At 62.2% G+C, this 15,693-nt stretch carries 15 protein-coding genes, 2 tRNA genes and 2 pseudogenes; 12 read left to right on the top strand and 7 right to left on the bottom strand.

Features of this window, described 5'->3' with window-relative positions; genetic code table 11:
• Window positions 1–20: 20 nt before the first annotated feature.
• Window positions 21–1,298 (bottom strand): serine hydroxymethyltransferase, encoded by a 1,278-nt coding sequence (locus ELS24_RS05770; RefSeq protein WP_050447284.1) that lies wholly within the window; start codon window positions 1,296–1,298, stop codon window positions 21–23.
• 293 nt (window positions 1,299–1,591) lie between these two features.
• On the opposite strand from ELS24_RS05770, the gene ELS24_RS05765 reads away from it, so the two are divergent.
• From ELS24_RS05765 to ELS24_RS05755, 3 genes are all read left to right on the top strand, one after another.
• Entirely contained in the window at window positions 1,592–2,671 is a 1,080-nt protein-coding gene (locus tag ELS24_RS05765) for a GlxA family transcriptional regulator (RefSeq protein ID WP_127183637.1), read from the top strand.
• Window positions 2,672–2,786: 115 nt separating this feature from the next.
• Window positions 2,787–2,862: transfer RNA gene (locus ELS24_RS05760), tRNA-Gly, on the top strand.
• 55 nt (window positions 2,863–2,917) lie between these two features.
• Window positions 2,918–2,991 (top strand) — tRNA-Cys (locus tag ELS24_RS05755).
• 67 nt (window positions 2,992–3,058) lie between these two features.
• Here the strand turns inward: ELS24_RS05755 and ELS24_RS05750 are convergent.
• A complete protein-coding gene (locus ELS24_RS05750) occupies window positions 3,059–4,036 on the bottom strand; it encodes a Bug family tripartite tricarboxylate transporter substrate binding protein (RefSeq protein ID WP_050447286.1) in 978 nt (325 codons plus the stop codon).
• Window positions 4,033–4,809 carry an IclR family transcriptional regulator gene (locus ELS24_RS05745; RefSeq protein ID WP_127183636.1) on the bottom strand — a complete coding sequence of 259 codons (777 nt, stop codon included), beginning with the start codon at window positions 4,807–4,809 and terminating at the stop codon, window positions 4,033–4,035. Before ELS24_RS05745 ends, ELS24_RS05750 begins: the two co-directional genes overlap by 4 nt.
• Before the next feature lie 66 nt (window positions 4,810–4,875).
• Between ELS24_RS05745 and ELS24_RS05740 the strand changes: the two are divergent.
• The 3 genes and pseudogenes from ELS24_RS05740 (at window position 4,876) to ELS24_RS05730 (ending at window position 6,965) form a co-directional block, all read left to right on the top strand.
• Window positions 4,876–5,924: pseudogene (locus tag ELS24_RS05740) on the top strand (cyclase family protein).
• Between the two features lie 88 nt (window positions 5,925–6,012).
• Window positions 6,013–6,372, top strand: coding sequence for a hypothetical protein (locus tag ELS24_RS05735; RefSeq protein ID WP_370641163.1), 360 nt, complete (start codon window positions 6,013–6,015; stop codon window positions 6,370–6,372).
• Window positions 6,373–6,374: 2 nt separating this feature from the next.
• A complete protein-coding gene (locus tag ELS24_RS05730; RefSeq protein ID WP_050447290.1) occupies window positions 6,375–6,965 on the top strand; it encodes a DUF2946 family protein in 591 nt (196 codons plus the stop codon).
• A gap of 21 nt (window positions 6,966–6,986) precedes the next feature.
• Here the strand turns inward: ELS24_RS05730 and ELS24_RS05725 are convergent, their stop codons facing one another.
• Window positions 6,987–7,388 carry a DoxX family protein gene (locus ELS24_RS05725; RefSeq protein ID WP_127183635.1) on the bottom strand — a complete coding sequence of 134 codons (402 nt, stop codon included), beginning with the start codon at window positions 7,386–7,388 and terminating at the stop codon, window positions 6,987–6,989.
• Between the two features lie 130 nt (window positions 7,389–7,518).
• Here ELS24_RS05725 and ELS24_RS05720 point away from each other — a divergent pair, with 130 nt between their 5' ends.
• From ELS24_RS05720 to ELS24_RS05700, 5 genes and pseudogenes are all read left to right on the top strand, one after another.
• On the top strand, window positions 7,519–8,451 hold the full coding sequence (locus tag ELS24_RS05720) for a LysR family transcriptional regulator (protein WP_050447292.1): 933 nt from the start codon (window positions 7,519–7,521) through the stop codon (window positions 8,449–8,451).
• A 10-nt stretch (window positions 8,452–8,461) separates the two neighbouring features.
• Window positions 8,462–9,043: an NUDIX hydrolase gene (locus ELS24_RS05715; RefSeq protein WP_050447293.1), complete on the top strand. Its 582-nt coding sequence runs from the start codon at window positions 8,462–8,464 to the stop codon at window positions 9,041–9,043.
• Window positions 9,040–9,812: pseudogene (gene aat, locus ELS24_RS05710) on the top strand (leucyl/phenylalanyl-tRNA--protein transferase). The gene ELS24_RS05715 and the pseudogene aat overlap by 4 nt, the downstream one beginning before the upstream one ends.
• A gap of 40 nt (window positions 9,813–9,852) precedes the next feature.
• Window positions 9,853–10,587 (top strand): arginyltransferase, encoded by a 735-nt coding sequence (locus tag ELS24_RS05705; protein ID WP_050447295.1) that lies wholly within the window; start codon window positions 9,853–9,855, stop codon window positions 10,585–10,587.
• A gap of 64 nt (window positions 10,588–10,651) precedes the next feature.
• Window positions 10,652–11,695, top strand: coding sequence for a quinone-dependent dihydroorotate dehydrogenase (locus tag ELS24_RS05700; protein WP_050447325.1), 1,044 nt, complete (start codon window positions 10,652–10,654; stop codon window positions 11,693–11,695).
• 157 nt (window positions 11,696–11,852) lie between these two features.
• On the opposite strand, the gene ELS24_RS05695 is transcribed toward ELS24_RS05700, so the two are convergent.
• Window positions 11,853–12,431, bottom strand: coding sequence for a phasin family protein (locus tag ELS24_RS05695; RefSeq protein ID WP_050447296.1), 579 nt, complete (start codon window positions 12,429–12,431; stop codon window positions 11,853–11,855).
• 383 nt (window positions 12,432–12,814) lie between these two features.
• Between ELS24_RS05695 and ELS24_RS05690 the strand changes: the two genes are divergently transcribed.
• Entirely contained in the window at window positions 12,815–13,792 is a 978-nt protein-coding gene (locus ELS24_RS05690) for a tripartite tricarboxylate transporter substrate binding protein BugD (RefSeq protein WP_050447297.1), read from the top strand.
• Between the two features lie 76 nt (window positions 13,793–13,868).
• On the opposite strand, the gene ELS24_RS05685 is transcribed toward ELS24_RS05690, so the two are convergent.
• Entirely contained in the window at window positions 13,869–14,732 is an 864-nt protein-coding gene (locus ELS24_RS05685; protein WP_050447298.1) for an IclR family transcriptional regulator, read from the bottom strand.
• A 125-nt stretch (window positions 14,733–14,857) separates the two neighbouring features.
• A complete protein-coding gene (locus ELS24_RS05680; RefSeq protein WP_050447299.1) occupies window positions 14,858–15,673 on the bottom strand; it encodes a competence/damage-inducible protein A in 816 nt (271 codons plus the stop codon).
• Window positions 15,674–15,693 lie beyond the last annotated feature (20 nt).

Here is a 15,693-nt window from a genome sequence, read left to right as displayed (position 1 = left end):
CCCCCCGGGATAGGTACCGTTCAGTAGATGGGATGGCGTTGACAGAGCGCCTGGACCTCGCTTCGAATGCGCCGCTCGGTGGCTTCATGCTCGTCAGGGCTGGTGACCAGCATGTCGACCATGTGCAGGATCATTTCCCCGATGGCGCGAAATTCATCCTCGCCAAAGCCGCGCGATGTAGCGGCCGGCGAGCCCAGACGGATGCCGGAGGTCACTGAAGGGCTTTGCGTATCGAAAGGGATGGCATTCTTGTTGCAGGTGATTCCCGCCCGCTCGAGGGAGCGCTCGACATGGGCCCCACTAAGCCCCTTGGAACGCAGATCGAGCAACAGAAGGTGGTTGTCCGTGCCGCCCGAGACCAGATCGATGCCGCCGGCCATCAGCACATGACCCAAGGCTTCCGCATTGGCCAGGACGCGGTCGATGTAGCGCTTGAAGTCCGCCTGCAGGGCTTCGCCGAAGGCCACCGTCTTGGCGGCCACCACGTGCATCAGCGGGCCACCCTGCAACCCGGGAAACACCGCGGAATTGATCTTCCTGGCAATGGCGCCGTCGTTGGTCAGGATGAAGCCGCCTCGCGGACCACGTAACGTCTTGTGCGTGGTCGAGGTCACGACGTGCGCATGCGGAACCGGGCTGGGATGTCTGCCCGCCGCGACCAGGCCCGCAATATGCGCCATGTCCACCATCAGCAACGCCCCGGCTTCGTCCGCAATTTGCCGAAAGCGGACGAAGTCCGGCTGCCTGGGGTAAGCGGAAAAGCCGGCGATGATGAGCTTGGGCCGGTGTTCCAGCGCCAGGCGCCGGACGCTGTCGTAGTCGATCAGGCCGTCACTTTGGCGCACGCCATACTGCACGGCGTTGAACCACCGCCCCGACATCGCCGGCCGTGCACCGTGGGTCAGATGCCCACCGGCATCCAGCGACATGCCCAGGACGGTATCGCCGGGTTCCAGCAAAGCCAGCATGACCGCGCCGTTGGCTTGGGCGCCCGAATGCGGCTGCACGTTGGCGTAATCGGCGTGGAATAGCTCACGCACGCGCAGCAGCGCCAGCGATTCCACCTCGTCCATGTGTTCGCAGCCACCGTAGAAGCGCCGTCCCACATAGCCTTCGGCGTACTTGTTGGTCAAGACCGAACCCTGCGCTTCCATCACTGCGCGAGACACCAGGTTTTCAGACGCGATCAATTCGATTTGCGTCTGTTGGCGGCGCAGCTCGCGTTCCTGCATGGCCATTACGACGGGGTCGCGCTTGGCCAGCGGTGCGGAGAAAAAGGAAGACGAGGACTGGAACATGACGACCCCTGCCTGCGGTAGCAATGACGTTCAGATATCCGGCATGAACCGGCCCTTTGGAGCATTCTTTCGCAAAGGCCCTGGACGCTGTTATCTGAACCGGACCAGATCTTGTCCGATTGCGACAAAGGCAATCACCCGTCGGGCGCAGAGCCTCGTGCATCAATGTTCTGCGAATTTTCGTATTCCTCCTAAGGGCAGCGGCGCAAGGCTGGCCTACGATGCAACGGTCACATGCCGAATCCTCGGAGCCGGCATCCAAGTGCGACCACATCCGACCAAGGAGCCTCGCCATGCCTGCACGTTTGCAGAGCCCGGATCGCCTGCATCTTCGGCACTTCGGTTTCCTGCCCTTGCCGCAATTCACCATGCTGTCGTTCATGACCGCGATCGAAGTGCTGCGCATGGCCAACCATCTACTGGGCCGGCCTTATTACCGATGGTCCATCATCAACGCGTCATCCGGGCCGGTCGCGGCCAGCAATGGGCTGGCCGTACACGCCAGCGTGCTCAGCGATGCCGATCCGCCCGACGCCGTGTTCGTTTGCGGCGGCACACGCGCAAATGCCGATTGGGACCACGCCACATTGCAATGGCTGCGACACCTGGCCACGCGCGATGTGACGCTGGGTAGCCTGTGCACGGGCACTCGCACGCTGTTGCAGGCGGGCCTGCTCGACGGCTACACCTGTGCGACGCACTGGGAAGACCTGGTGAAGCTGCAGCGTGAATTTCCCAAAAGCCGCTTGTCGCAAGATCTGTTCGTGATTGACCGCGACCGCATCACATGCACGGGCGGCACAGCGCCGCTGGACATGATGCTGAACCTGGTAGGGGAAGCGGTGGGCACCGGCATCGTCGCCTTGATCGCCAACCAGTTCACGATCGGCCACGTGCGTGACCACAAGGACAAGCAGCGCATGCCTACGTCAATGCGCATGCCGGCCGCGCATCCCGCGCTGGCCGAAGTCATTGCGCTGATGGAGGTCAACCTGAAAGAGCCGTTGTCGCTGGACGAACTGGCGCATCTGTCGGGCGCGTCACAACGCCAGTTGCAAAGGTTGTTCCGCGAACACCTGGGCACCACGCCCAAGCAACACTATCTAAGCCTCAGGTTGCGGCACGCACGCGCACTGCTGCGCCAGACGCCCATGTCGATCACCAGCATTACGTCGGCCTGCGGTTTCCAGTCGGCCTGTCATTTCAGCAAGACTTACCGAGCCCTGTATGGAGCGGCCCCCAGCTCTGAACGGCGCAATCCGCAGTCGTTCGACCATGACCGCTTTGGGCCGGGCGTGCGGGTGCAGCGCGGTTCGGATCCGGGCCCGGGCGCCTTTTTTTCCCGGCCCGCCCCTAACGCTACACAAGTCTGAGATTCTGTGTATAATCGCTGTCTTTGGTGAATACGGCCTTTGAGAAAAGCTTCTCGAATTTCACCAAAAGCGCTGAATATCTTTCATGAAATCAGCAGCAGTACAGTAGTACGACGCGGGAGTAGCTCAGTTGGTAGAGCGCAACCTTGCCAAGGTTGAGGTCGCGAGTTCGAGACTCGTCTCCCGCTCCAAATACAAGAAGGAAGCATCGGCCAACACCGCGCTTCCTTTTTTCTTGCAAGTGCTGGCGCAATGGCAGAGTGGTTATGCAGCGGATTGCAAATCCGTGTACGTCGGTTCGATTCCGGCTTGCGCCTCCAGTATCTTTAAGGCTCGCAGCGATGCGAGCCTTTTTGTTTTCTGCGGACTACCCAATTCAGTCGAGTTCTACTCGGGTTGAATATTGGCATCCTTCATGACTTTGATCCAACGAGCGCTTTCCGACAGGTTGAAGGCTTCGGCTTGCTGGTAGCTCATTGTGCTGGGAAGGGTGCCCTGCGATTTCAGTGCCTCGACCACCTTGGCCGATTTCGACGCCTCGACCATCGCCTTGTTCAAGGTCGCGACGATGGGCTCGGGCGTATCCTTGGGCACCCACATGCCGTACCAGGTCACGATATCGAAATCGGGCAGGACGGTTTCGGCAATCGTCGGCACGTCCGGCAGTTCGGCCAATCGCGTTTTGGTCGTGACAGCCAGCGGGATGAGCTTACCGCTCTGAATCAACGGAAGGGCCGGCGCCAGGGGCGCGTACATCAAGTCAACGTGGCCACCGGCAACATCCGTCAACGCAGGGCTGCTTCCCCGGTACCCCACATGCGCAATTGATGCCTTGGTTGAAATGTTGATCAGCTCTCCGACCAGGTGCGGCAAGGTAGCGACGCCAGGCGAGGCGAAGGTCAACTTTCCCGGTTCGGAACCCGCGCGCTGGATAAGGTCGGAGAACGTTTTAAACGGGGATGTCGGTGCGACGACGGCCACCATCGGCACCGTGCCCAACACCCCAACCATCCGAAAATCCTTGATCGGATCAAAGCTCAGACTCTTGAACTGGGCAGGGTAAATACCCTGCACGGACGGATTCATCAGTACCGTGTAACCGTCAGCGGGCGCCTTGGCCACCTGGGCCGCGCCGATCGTGCCACTGGCGCCGGCACGGGTCTCGATAACCAAGGGCTGCCCCAGGATCTCTCCCATTTGCACCGCGACTACGCGACCCACTACATCGGTCGGGCCACCCGCCGCCCAGGGCATGATCACGCGGATCGGCTTGTCTGGATAGTTGCCCTGCGCCTGAGCGCCGGCGATCGGCAATACAGCGGCAAGCATCGAGCATGTCGCGATAAGGAAGTTGCGTTTGTTCATCTACTGTCTTCTCCGTCGAAGGTTAGGCTGGCCGAGGGCAGCGCCGCGTGCAGCAGCGCCTTGACCTCTTCCAGTTGTTTTCCAGTGGTGGCTTCGTTCTTCAGCATGCGCCCCAGAGGGCCGGCCACCACAATGGCAAAAGGTTGTTCATATGCTCGAAACCCGAGGGATACGGACATCACGTCTTCAACGTTCTCACCTACCGAACGCTGCCAGCCACGGACCACCCCTGCTTGCAGGTCGCGATCAAATTCCTCGCGGGAAGTGATAGTGCTGTCGGTGTAGGAGACGAAGCTGCCGTAGGCCTTGAACCACTTCTGGCGCTCCTCGGCAGACAGCATGGACAGCAGCGCCTTGCCCGAACTGGTCGCGTGCGCCGCCTTGAACCCACCGGGCTGATGCGAGAACCGGATCGTCTGCTTGGATTCGGCCACGATCAAGTACACCACCTTGTCATCCGCCAGCTTGGCCAGCAGGGCCGTCTCTCCGGTCAGGTCGCGCACCCGCTCCAGCACGGGCTCGAACACGGCGTTCAAAGGGTCGCTACGGCAAATAAGCGTAGCGACATGGATCAGTTTCTGGCTGGGGTAGTACCCATGCTTCTTGCCGATTTCATAGAGATATCCGCGAGCCACCATCGTTTTGAGCAGCCCATGGCAACTGGACAGCGGTATCTCCATTTGCGCGGCGATTTCGCTGTACAGCAGCGGCTTCTGTTCCTCGGCAAACAGGCTCAGCACGTCCAGAACTCTACCCGCTGTTTTCACATCCATGATTTTATTATCCTCTACGTGATAAATTAATGTCAATCCGCTTTCAACGCCAAGGAGTTGCGACACATGAGATGGAAGAACCGTCCCGAAGGATCGAACTGGGGGGACTTCGGCCCTGACGATCAGCGTGGCTGCCTGAATTACATCACCCCTGCGAACGTGCTGAAGGGCATCGAGGAAGTTCGCCTGGGCCTGAGCTTCTGCCTGTCCCTGCCTTTGGACTATCCGGGCGGCAATGGCGTGAATGTCCGACGTCACCCGCCCAAGCTGCGACCCACCGAACGCGACGGCGACCAATACATGAACTTCCCGCTGGGTCGCTTGCGCCCCGGTTGCGTGGACGTGCTGAGCGACGACATCGTCGAGATGAGCCTGCAATATTCGACTCAATGGGATTCGTTGGCGCACGTGGGTGCGCTGTTCGATGCGAATGGCGATGGCCTGCCTGAGCGTGTCTACTACAACGGCTATCGGCCCAATGACCATGTGGTCAGCCCCGTGGATTACGACGAGACCAACGGCTTCGCAAAGACGGATCTTGGCCTGGGAACGGCGTCCAACGCCAAGAAATTGGACATCACCCAGCTGGCGGAATCATGCGTGCAGAGCCGAGGCGTGATGGTGGATCTGGCCAAGCACTACGGGCGCGCTCAGAAGTCGGTGGGCTACGACGATTTGATGCGCATTCTTGATGCGGACCGGATCGAAATCGAACAAGGCGATATCGTCTTGTTTCACACCGAGTTCGGGGACGCCTTGCTTGAAGGACGTCGCGAACCCGATGCACATACCCTGCACGAGATCTGCGCCGGCCTGGATGGCAGCGATGAAAAGCTGCTGCAGTGGATAACAGATTCGAAGGTGTCCGCCATGGCCTCCGACAACCACGCGCTCGAGATCTATCCGACGCAAAAGCCCAATGCCTGCTGCGCGGCCCTGCCGCTGCACCACCACTGCATCTTCAAGTTGGGAATGCCAATCGGCGAGATGTGGTATCTGGGCAAGCTGGCGCGCTGGCTGGAGGCCAACGGCCGCAACCGCTTCCTGCTGACCGCGCCCCCTTGAATCTTCCGGGCGCTGTCGGGTCTCCGGTCACTCCCGTGGCAACGGTGTAAGCCAGGCTCGACTGGCGCGGTACAGTCGAGCCCCTCTTGCACCCGGTATCTCGCAACTCGTTACGCATCCCTACGCGCGGACAATCGAATGATTGCTAAGGTGACGCCGTTTTCCACTCACGTCGACGCTATGCACCGCACTCTGAATTCCCGCGCCTGCTCCCCCATGCTTGCCTTGTCGACCGCGGCATTGCTGTCGCTTGCGCCGATTGCGGCCGAGGCCGACAACGACCGCCATCACCATCGCCACGGACGCGAGTACAAGGAAAAATACTGGGACGGCGCGTGCAAGGTCGAGCGCAAATGGAAGCGCAACGGCGAATACCAGGAAAAGCGCAAGTGCCGCGATGATTATCGGCACGGGTACTATGCACAGCCTCAGGTTGTCGTGCCGATGGCGGCCCCCGCCATTGTCATCACACCGCCTTCCATCATCATTCGGCCCTGAACATGGATCAATCGGTAAAGGACGCACTTGCTCGCTGGCCCAACGTGCCGGCGGTATACGGCTGGCTGTCACTGGACGGACGCGGCCGCTGGCGCCTGCATCCGCAAGGCCAGGCCGGGCAAGGCGGCGCGGGTGAATCCATTACCAATGCGCAGATCCTGGAGTTCATCAACCGCAACTATGAACATGACGACGCTGGCCGCTGGTATTTCCAGAACGGGCCGCAGCGGGTCTTCGTGCGTCTGGATGGTGCGCCGTTCGTGCTTCGCCTGAGCGACGATAACGGGCGCCTGCTGACGCACACGGAAGTAACCGTAAACGCCATTAATAGTTGGTGGCTGGATGATGCTGGCCAGTTGTATGCGGTCACCCAGGCAGGTGCGGGGTTGCTGCTGGACCGCGACCTGCCCGCGGTGCTGGAAAAACTATCGACCCAGGATGGCGCCCCCCTGCTGGAGGCCTTGGCCGATCTTTCGCCGGACACAACGATCTTGGTGTCCTGGCCTGGCGTTTACGCTGCCGCGCCACTGCGCGCGATCACGCGGCGGGACGTGGCGCGAAGCCTGGGGTTCGATCCCAATCCGGCGGGCTGATATTCACCTGCGCGGGTTCTGTCAGCCGCGCCCGCTCTTGACCAAAGCGAACTTGCCATCACCCAGCAGCACCAGCACGGCGGCTGCAACGGTCAGGAAGATCGGGTATTCCCAACCGCCGCCAGCATTGCCGAAGCCCCAGCCGTTGCCAAAGTGCACGGTGGACGCCACGAACAACTGCACCACCGCGATCGCCGCCACCCAGCGCGGCACAACGCCCAGTATCAACAGCACGCCGGCGCCCACTTCGAAGAACGTGACGGGATAGGCCAGCCACCCCGCGAACCCGATCTTGGCGAAGAACTGCGCGGTGCCGGGCAGCGTGAACACCAGCAGCTTGGTCAGGCCGTGGGCCAGGAACATGACACCAAGCGCCACGCGCAGCAGCAGCGCGGCATAGGGTGCGGTACGGGTATCGATCATTGCGGTTTCCTTCTGCGGTTGGGGAATCGCCCAACACGGGAGATCCTTTCAAGGGCGCTATTCTTGCGATTCCAAAAACAAAGATAAACCTGCAGAATTGCAAATTATTGTTCCCCGTTAGGAAACAATCTTGGATACACACACCGCGATGCAGACCTACGCCAAGGTCGTTGAATTAGGTTCTTTCGCGGCGGCGGCCGACAAGATGGGCCAGGCGCGCTCCGTGGTGACGCGGCAGATTGCCTATCTGGAGCAAAAGTACGGGGTGCGCCTGCTGAACCGCACCACACGCAAACTCAGCATGACGGACGCCGGGCGGGCGTTCTACGAGCGGGTGCGCCCCATCCTGGCCGAAGTGGCCGATCTGGAGCTGTCGCTACAGGCCGAGGGCCAGCGCCCCAGCGGCCGCCTGCGGGTCAGTGCGCCGGTGTCGTTCGGCATTCTGCACCTGGGGCCCGCCATTGCTGAGTATCTGCAACGCTATCCCGACGTTGTCATCGACCTGGACCTGAATGACCGCGTGGTGGACCTGGTGGAAGATGGGTACGACGTGGCCGTGCGTATCGGGCCGCTGCAGGACTCGTCGTTGGTGGCGCGCCCCCTGGCGCCGCAGCAATTGCGGGTGTGCGCCGCCCCTGCCTATCTGAAGCGCCACGGCACGCCCAAGACACCGGAAGACCTGAAGCAGCACCGCTGCTTGCACTATGCCTACGCCAGCACCGGCAATGAATGGCATTTCGAGAAAGACGGGGTCACGCATCTGGTGCGCGTCACCGCCGCGTTGCGGGCCAATAACGGCGACGTGCTGCGCACCGCCGCACTGGCCGGCCACGGCATTATTCTGCAACCCGAATTCCTGGTCGGCGACGATATCCGCGCGGGCCGGCTGGTGGCCTTGCTTGCCGACTACGCCCACACCCCGATTTCCATGTACGCCATCTACCCCCACCGCCGGTTCCTGTCGCCCAAGGTGAGGTCGTTCGTCGAGCACCTGGAAGAGCGCTTCGGTGGCGGCGCCCCGGCCGCTCCCGTGGGACGCGCCGGACCTCGCCGCAGCCGTTAGAATCAACCCCATGACTGCCAAATCGCCCATCGAATACTTCCCCGCCCCCCGCCGTTCGCTTTTTTGCAGCCAGTGCGGCACGCCCGTCAACCGCCGGGTGCCGGAAGGCGACAACCGTGAACGCGACATCTGCGATCACTGCGGCGCCATCCACTACCAGAATCCGCGATTGGTGGTCGGCACGGTTCCCGTCTGGGAAAACCGCGTGCTGCTGTGCCGCCGCGCGATCGAACCGCGCTACAACACCTGGACGCTACCCGCCGGCTTCATGGAGCTGGGCGAAAGCACGGCGCAGGGCGCGGCCCGCGAAACCCTTGAGGAATCCGGCGCGCGTATCCGTCTGGGCGATCTCTACACCATGATCGACCTGCCGCAGATCGACCAGGTGCATGTGTTTTATCTCGCCCAGGCGCTGGGCCCCGAGCTGGATCCCGGCCCGGAAAGCCTGGAAGCCCGCTGGTACGATGAAGCGGACATTCCCTGGGATGACCTGGCATTTCGCACCGTTGCAAGCACGTTGCGCCATTACTTCGACGACCGCAAGCAAGGCGCGTTCGTTCCCCATCACTACACCCTAGAATCGCACCGTTGAAGCTCCCCTGGCTTGCCGTCGACACTCCGTTTCCGCCCGCGGAATTTGCGCTGACGGAACCGGACGGCCTGCTCGCGGCCGGTGCCGACCTGTCCCCTGACCGCCTGATACAAGCCTATTCCAACGGCATCTTTCCTTGGTATTCGGAAGGCGAGCCCGTGCTGTGGTGGAGTCCGGACCCGCGCATGGTGCTGGCCACCAAGGACTTTGCACCGTCCCATTCACTGCGCAAGCTGCTGCGGCAAATCGCCAGCCAGGAACATGACGCGCAACCGCGCGTGCAGGTGCGCGTGGATACCGCTTTCACGGACGTCATGGCGCAATGCGCCGCCCCCGCGCGGGGCAGCCGGGCACCTGGATCACCAGCGCCATGCAGCAGGCCTATGCGGACTGGCACCGGGCGGGCTATGTGCACAGCATTGAAACCTGGGTTGACGGCGAACTGGCCGGCGGCCTCTACGGCATCAGCCTGGGCCGCATGTTCTTCGGCGAATCCATGTTCACCCGTGCGCCCAACGCGTCGAAAATCGCCCTGGCCTATCTGGTGCGCTATCTGGCGGCGCAAGGCGTCGAGCGCATTGATTGCCAACAGCAGACACAGCATCTGGCCAGCCTGGGCGCCCGCCCCATACCGCGCGCGCAGTTCCTCCAGTACGTCCGCCACGCGACCGCGCAGCCGCCGGTGTTCTGGACGCGCGGCACCTTGGACAGCGCCGCGCGCCTGTTGCCGGACGCCCCATCCAGCGGCGACTTAAGCGTTAATATGTAGCCATCTCATCGCGGACGTACCGCGCGATGCGCACGACTCCATGAGCCAGCTCAAAGAACTCCCCTTCTCCACGCTGCAGTTCTACGCAACCGCTCCTTACCCGTGCAGCTACCTGCCGGGGCGCCAGGCGCGGTCGCAGGTTGCCGCGCCGGGCCATCTGATCAACGCCGGCACCTATTCGCAATTGGTTGAGCAGGGGTTTCGCCGCAGCGGGCTGTTCACCTATCGTCCCCATTGCGACAACTGCCGCGCCTGCGTACCCGTGCGGGTGGACACGGCGGGCTTCGCGCCCAACCGCAGCCAACGGCGCGCCTGGCGCGACCATCAATCCCTGCAGTCATTCGTGGCGGAATTGGCCTGGTCGCCCGAGCATTACCGACTGTATACGCGCTATCAGCAGGGTCGCCATCCCGGCGGCGGCATGGACGAAGACAGCCGCACGCAGTACGCGCAATTCCTGCTGACCAGCCGGGTCAACACACGCCTGGTGGAATTCCGTGACCCCGAGGGTGTGCTGATGATGGTGTCGATCATCGACGTGCTGGATGACGGGCTGTCTTCGGTCTACACGTTCTACGATCCCGACGTCGAGGGCAGCCTGGGCACCTACAGCATCCTGTGGCAGATCGAACAGTGCCGCACGCTGAGCCTGCCCTGGCTCTATCTGGGCTATTGGATCGCCGAGAGCCGCAAGATGTCCTATAAGTCGAGCTTCCATCCCGCGCAGTTCCTGGTGGATGGGCAATGGCGGGACCAGCCCGATCCGTCCCTTTGACCTGCGTGCGGAGTGGCCCGGGTTTGCCGCAAGCGCGGTGAAATTCGCTCTACAATTCCGCCCCATGTCTATCCTCTTTCACGCCTATCCCCTGGCCCGCCCGGCGTTGTTCGCCATGGACGCGGAAACCGCCCACGAAGTTACGCTGTCGGGCCTGCAACGCGCTTACGAATGCGGCGCCACGCGCAAGCTGATGCATGCGCAGCCCAAGGCGCCATGCACGCTGATGGGCATGCAGTTGGAAAACCCGATCGGGCTGGCGGCGGGGCTGGACAAGAACGGCGCCTATATCGACGCGCTGGGCAACCTGGGCTTTGGTTTTATCGAGGTGGGCACGGTGACGCCGCGCGCGCAGCCCGGCAACCCCAAGCCGCGCATGTTCCGGCTGCCGCGCGCCAATGCGCTGATCAACCGGCTGGGTTTCAACAACCAGGGCCTGCCCGCCTTTCTGGCCAACGTGCAACGCAGCCAGTGGCGCAAGCAGGGTGGCATCCTGGGCCTGAATATCGGGAAGAATGCCGACACGCCCATCGAGCGGGCGGCAGACGATTACCTGATCGGCCTGGAAGGGGTGTACCCGCATGCCGACTACGTCACCGTGAATATTTCTTCGCCCAACACCAAAAACCTGCGGGCGCTGCAAAGCGGCGACGAGCTGTCGGCGCTGCTGGCGCAGTTGGCCGACAAACGCCGCGCCTTGGAAGACCAGTACCAGCGCCGCGTGCCCATGGCGGTGAAGATCGCCCCGGACCTCACGCAAGAACAGATCGACGCCATTGCCGATACCTTGCCGCGGCACGGCATTGATGGCGTCATCGCCACCAACACCACGCTGTCTCGCGACGCGGTCACGGGCCAGGCGCATGCCGAAGAAGCCGGCGGCTTGTCGGGTGCGCCGGTGCATGAGTTGTCGTTGAAAGTAATACGCCGCCTGAAGGAAAAACTGGGCGACAGCCTGGCGATCATCGGCGTGGGCGGTGTGCTGTCGGGCCAGCAGGCGCGCGAAAAAATGGCCGCGGGCGCGGATGCAGTGCAGTTGTACACCGGCCTGATCTATCGCGGCCCTGCTCTGGTCACCGAATGCGTGCGAGCCACGGCAAAACGCTAGCCATCAAGGGGCGGTGCGCGGCCCCGGCCTTGCGCAGCAGGACAAAAAGCGTCAGGCAAAAAAAGGGGCCACCCTGTGGGTGGCCCTAATTCCAGCTCTGCTCTGTCACTCAACAGTACTACATTACTGCGATTTGCGCAGCATCGCGCGCCAAGAATCAGGCGGTGCGACGGCTACGGCTGGCAACCTTGGTGGCGGCGTCGGCGGCATCCGTTGCAGCCTTGAAGGTCGCGTTGGCGGCGGCATTCAGGTTCGACTCGGCAACTTCAGCAGCCTGCTTGGCGGCCTTGCTCACGGAATCGTAGGCGCTGGTCGCGGTGGCCAGCGAGGACTTGATCAAGGCGACGGCGCTTTCCGAACCAGCCGGAGCGTTCTTCGACAATTGGTCGACGGCTTCGCTCAGTTGCTGCTGGTTTTCAGCGATTTGCTCTTCGGTCAGTTTGACCAGGCTGCCTTGCACACCGGCAACGATGTCATACACGTGCTTGGTGTAGGCCATGGCCTTTTCAGCGCCCGGCTGCAGCAGGCCCGAGGCAAACGCCGCGGCTTCCTGCGGGTCCTTGACTTCAGAGGCTTGCTGCGACTTCTGGGCGACTTCGTCCAGCGTGGCGCGCACGACCTTCATGTTCAGCTCGACCAGCTTTTCAAAGCCGGCGAAAACGGCGGACTGGGCAGCCACGAAAGTGTTGATGCTGGCCTTTTGGCGGTCCAGGACTTGTTGCGGAATTGCGCTCATAGAATGCTCCTTTAGTGGTAGCCGGACGCTTTCCGGCAAGAAGGATTGGTTGTCTGCGACGAAAGATAGAAACGTGCGCGGAAACTGGTACTACAAGCTACCGCCGGCCCGTTTGATGCACTGCACAATTCACATTCTAGACTGGCAGAAATTGTTGTCAAGCGGTTTTTGTGCAACGCAACAAGTGTTTGCACTTTAACGGTGCAAGGGATTGCATGTCTTTGATCCACGACAAGTTTTTCCCATGATTCGGGAAATACCGGACATGACGGCGTATCAATTCTTTTCTAAACTGCTTGCACGCTGATGACAGAAAAAACACACCATAAATCAGTGGTCTATAACTAAATCGCAGCAAGCAAAACCCTGCAATTGGAGACTTCATGACCCTAATTCCCCGCACGCTTTCGGCCCTGCTCGCGGCCAGCGCCATGTTCGCGGCCGGCGCCGCCCAAGCGGAATTTCCGGACCGCCCCATCAATATGGTGGTGCCGTTCGCCGCAGGTGGTCCCACCGACAACGTTGCCCGCTCGCTGGCGGAAGCCATGCGTCCAAGCCTGGGGCAGACGGTCGTGGTTGAAAACAAGGGCGGCGCTGGCGGCACGATCGGCACGACGCAAGTGGCGCGCGCCCAGCCGGACGGCTATTCCGTCCTGCTGATGCACGCGGGCTTCACGACCGCTCCGTCGCTGTACAAGAACCCCGGCTACGACCCGTTCAAGGGCTTCGAACCCATCGGCCTGGTGGTTGATGTACCCATGACCATCATCGCGCGGTCGGACTTCCCGCCTAACAACATCAAGGAACTGGCCGAATACGTCAAACAGAACAAGGACAAGGTGTCACTCGCCAACGCTGGCATTGGGGCCGCCAGCCACCTGTGCGGCACCATGCTGGTTGAAGCGCTGGGCGTCCAGTTGCTGACGATTCCGTACAAGGGCACGGCCCCGGCCATGAACGACCTGCTGGGCAAGCAGGTGGACATGATGTGCGACCAGACCACCAACACCACGCAGCAGATCGAAAGCGGCAAGGTCAAGGCCTACGCCGTGACCAGCCTGAAGCGTGTGCCCACGCTGCCCAAGCTGCCGACCATGGATGAATCCGGCTACAAGGGTTTCGAAGTGGGTATCTGGCACGGTATGTGGGTGCCGAAGGGCACGCCCAAGCCCGTGGTGGACAAGCTGGTCAAGAGCCTGCAGGCAGGCCTGGCCGACCCCAAGTTCCAGGAACGCATGAAGGTGCTTGGCGCCGCGGTGCTGACCGAGGAAGCCAACCCGCAGGCGCTTGAGGCCAAGGTCAAGCAGCAAGTCCCGCAGTGGGCCGAGCTGTTCAAGAAGGCAGGCCTTCAGCCCCAGTAACGCCGTTGACGAGAAAAGCCCCGCAAGGGGCTTTTCTCGTGGCGCGGGCCGGGGCCAGACCCGGGCCTGCCCGAGCTTAAGGGCGCAGGGCTTCCGCGGCCATTCCCAAGCCATTGAAGCCGGTGGACACCGACGGTTCGTATCCCAACGCTTCGGAAATACTGGCGGCGGTGTCGACCAGCGCTTTGATCCAATCGTCCTGCAGGCGTTCGGCCGGCGCCGAGATGGACAGCCCGGCCACCAGCTTGCCAGTGTCGTCAAAGATCCCCGCGGCGATGCAACGCACGCCAAGCTCCAGCTCTTCGTTGTCGCGCGCATAGCCATGGCGCCGCACCAGCGCCAATTCGCGTTCCAGGCGGTCCAGGTCGGTCAGGCTGTTGCGCGTGTGGCCAGCCAGCCCCGTGCGCAGCGCATAGGCGCGAACCTGGCGTGTATCGCCGGTGGACAGGAACAACTTGCCGGTCGAGGTCAGGTGCAAAGGCGCGCGGCCGCCGATGGCCCGCACCACCTGCATGCCGGAACGCTCGCTCCAGGCACGGTCGATATAGACGATTTCATCCCCCTGCTGCACCGACAGGTTGATGGTTTGCCCGGTCAGCTTGTGCAGCGAACGCATGGCCGAAATGGCAGCCTCGCGGACATTCAGGCGGCCCTTCACCAACGACCCCAATTCCAGCAAGCGCATGCCCAACTGGTATAGGCCGTTGTCGACGCGCTCAACATAGCGGCCCACAACCAGATCGTTAAGAATGCGGTGCGCGGTTGACGCGTGCAGCCCGGTGGTGGCCGATAACTCCTTCAGCGTGACGGGATCCTGCTGCGCGGCCAGGGCATCCAGCAGACGCATGGCGCGCTCGATGACCTGGATGGCGATGGGATGGCTGGATGCGCCTTCGGTTTCGGCGTCCAGGGGGGTGCGGGGGGGCGAAAGACGGGGCATAGGGTTAGATAGGGCTAGCGCCGCAACACCGAAAAAAGTCCGGTCTTGCGGCAACGCAGCAAACAGTCCTTTCCCGTATTGTGAAATTTACGACGCCATTTTGCAATGGCTTTTTGCAAGGTTTCCTATGCGGCGGCTGGCGGCGCCAGCTTTCCACCCAGGCGCAGTACCTCGGCGCGCAGGAACTCAAGCGCCTCGGCGGCACCGACGGGTTCGCCCTTCACGCCCAGCTCAATATGGGGCGTTCCGCCGGCTTCGCCCACGCTGGGCAAGCTGAATGCGCGCACGTCCGGCCATCGGCTTTCCACGCTGACCATGGCCGGTGTGATGCGTGATTCAGGCATGCTGAACACCAGGAACGAATGCTCGACATGGGCCCGCACATGCTGCAGCGCACGATAGCGGGTGTCCAGCGTCCATTCCAGCATCGGCCAGGCCATCACGGGAAAGCCGGGCACGAAGGTGTGATCCTGAATGAAAAAACCGGGAATGCGGTTGTACGGGTTCGGTACGATTTCACAGCCTTCAGGAAACATGCCCATCTGCAGGCGCTGCTGGTTCTCGGGCGCGCTCATGTCAGCCGTGCCCTGCCCTTTGGCGGCCATTTCAGCGGTGCGCAAAGCAATGGCTTGCTCGGCTTCGGGGTGCAAGGCCAGCGGCAGGCCCAGCGCGGCGGCGGCCGCTTGACGCGTATGGTCGTCGGGCGTGCCGCCAATGCCGCCGCACGAAAACACCACGTCGCCCGTGGCGAAGCTGCGCCGATAGGCGGCCACCAGTGTGTCGCGGTCGTCGGGCAGGAACTCGGCCCAGCCCAGTTGCATGCCGCGCGCGCTGAGCAGCTCGACGACTTTGGAAAAATGCTTGTCCTGACGGCGGCCCGAGAGGATTTCATCCCCGACGATGATGAGGCCTATGCGACGGGCGGCGGATTCTGCGGCCATGTCCAATTCCAGAGGTAAGA

It is taken from the genome of Achromobacter spanius (assembly GCF_003994415.1).
Taxonomy (GTDB): domain Bacteria; phylum Pseudomonadota; class Gammaproteobacteria; order Burkholderiales; family Burkholderiaceae_B; genus Achromobacter; species Achromobacter spanius_C.
This window is presented reverse-complemented; position numbering and strand designations above follow the sequence as displayed.

Coding starts and splice junctions, on each gene's coding strand:
- ELS24_RS05690 (WP_050447297.1), top strand. CDS start 12,815: ATGACCCTAATTCCCCGCACGCTTTCGGCCCTGCTCGCGGCCAGCGCC.
- ELS24_RS05735 (WP_370641163.1), top strand. CDS start 6,013: ATGATTGCTAAGGTGACGCCGTTTTCCACTCACGTCGACGCTATGCAC.
- ELS24_RS05705 (WP_050447295.1), top strand. CDS start 9,853: ATGAGCCAGCTCAAAGAACTCCCCTTCTCCACGCTGCAGTTCTACGCA.
- ELS24_RS05745 (WP_127183636.1), bottom strand. CDS start 4,809: ATGGATGTGAAAACAGCGGGTAGAGTTCTGGACGTGCTGAGCCTGTTT.
- ELS24_RS05750 (WP_050447286.1), bottom strand. CDS start 4,036: ATGAACAAACGCAACTTCCTTATCGCGACATGCTCGATGCTTGCCGCT.
- ELS24_RS05685 (WP_050447298.1), bottom strand. CDS start 14,732: ATGCCCCGTCTTTCGCCCCCCCGCACCCCCCTGGACGCCGAAACCGAA.
- ELS24_RS05695 (WP_050447296.1), bottom strand. CDS start 12,431: ATGAGCGCAATTCCGCAACAAGTCCTGGACCGCCAAAAGGCCAGCATC.
- ELS24_RS05700 (WP_050447325.1), top strand. CDS start 10,652: ATGTCTATCCTCTTTCACGCCTATCCCCTGGCCCGCCCGGCGTTGTTC.
- ELS24_RS05715 (WP_050447293.1), top strand. CDS start 8,462: ATGACTGCCAAATCGCCCATCGAATACTTCCCCGCCCCCCGCCGTTCG.
- ELS24_RS05765 (WP_127183637.1), top strand. CDS start 1,592: ATGCCTGCACGTTTGCAGAGCCCGGATCGCCTGCATCTTCGGCACTTC.
- ELS24_RS05725 (WP_127183635.1), bottom strand. CDS start 7,388: ATGATCGATACCCGTACCGCACCCTATGCCGCGCTGCTGCTGCGCGTG.
- ELS24_RS05680 (WP_050447299.1), bottom strand. CDS start 15,673: ATGGCCGCAGAATCCGCCGCCCGTCGCATAGGCCTCATCATCGTCGGG.
- ELS24_RS05730 (WP_050447290.1), top strand. CDS start 6,375: ATGGATCAATCGGTAAAGGACGCACTTGCTCGCTGGCCCAACGTGCCG.
- ELS24_RS05770 (WP_050447284.1), bottom strand. CDS start 1,298: ATGTTCCAGTCCTCGTCTTCCTTTTTCTCCGCACCGCTGGCCAAGCGC.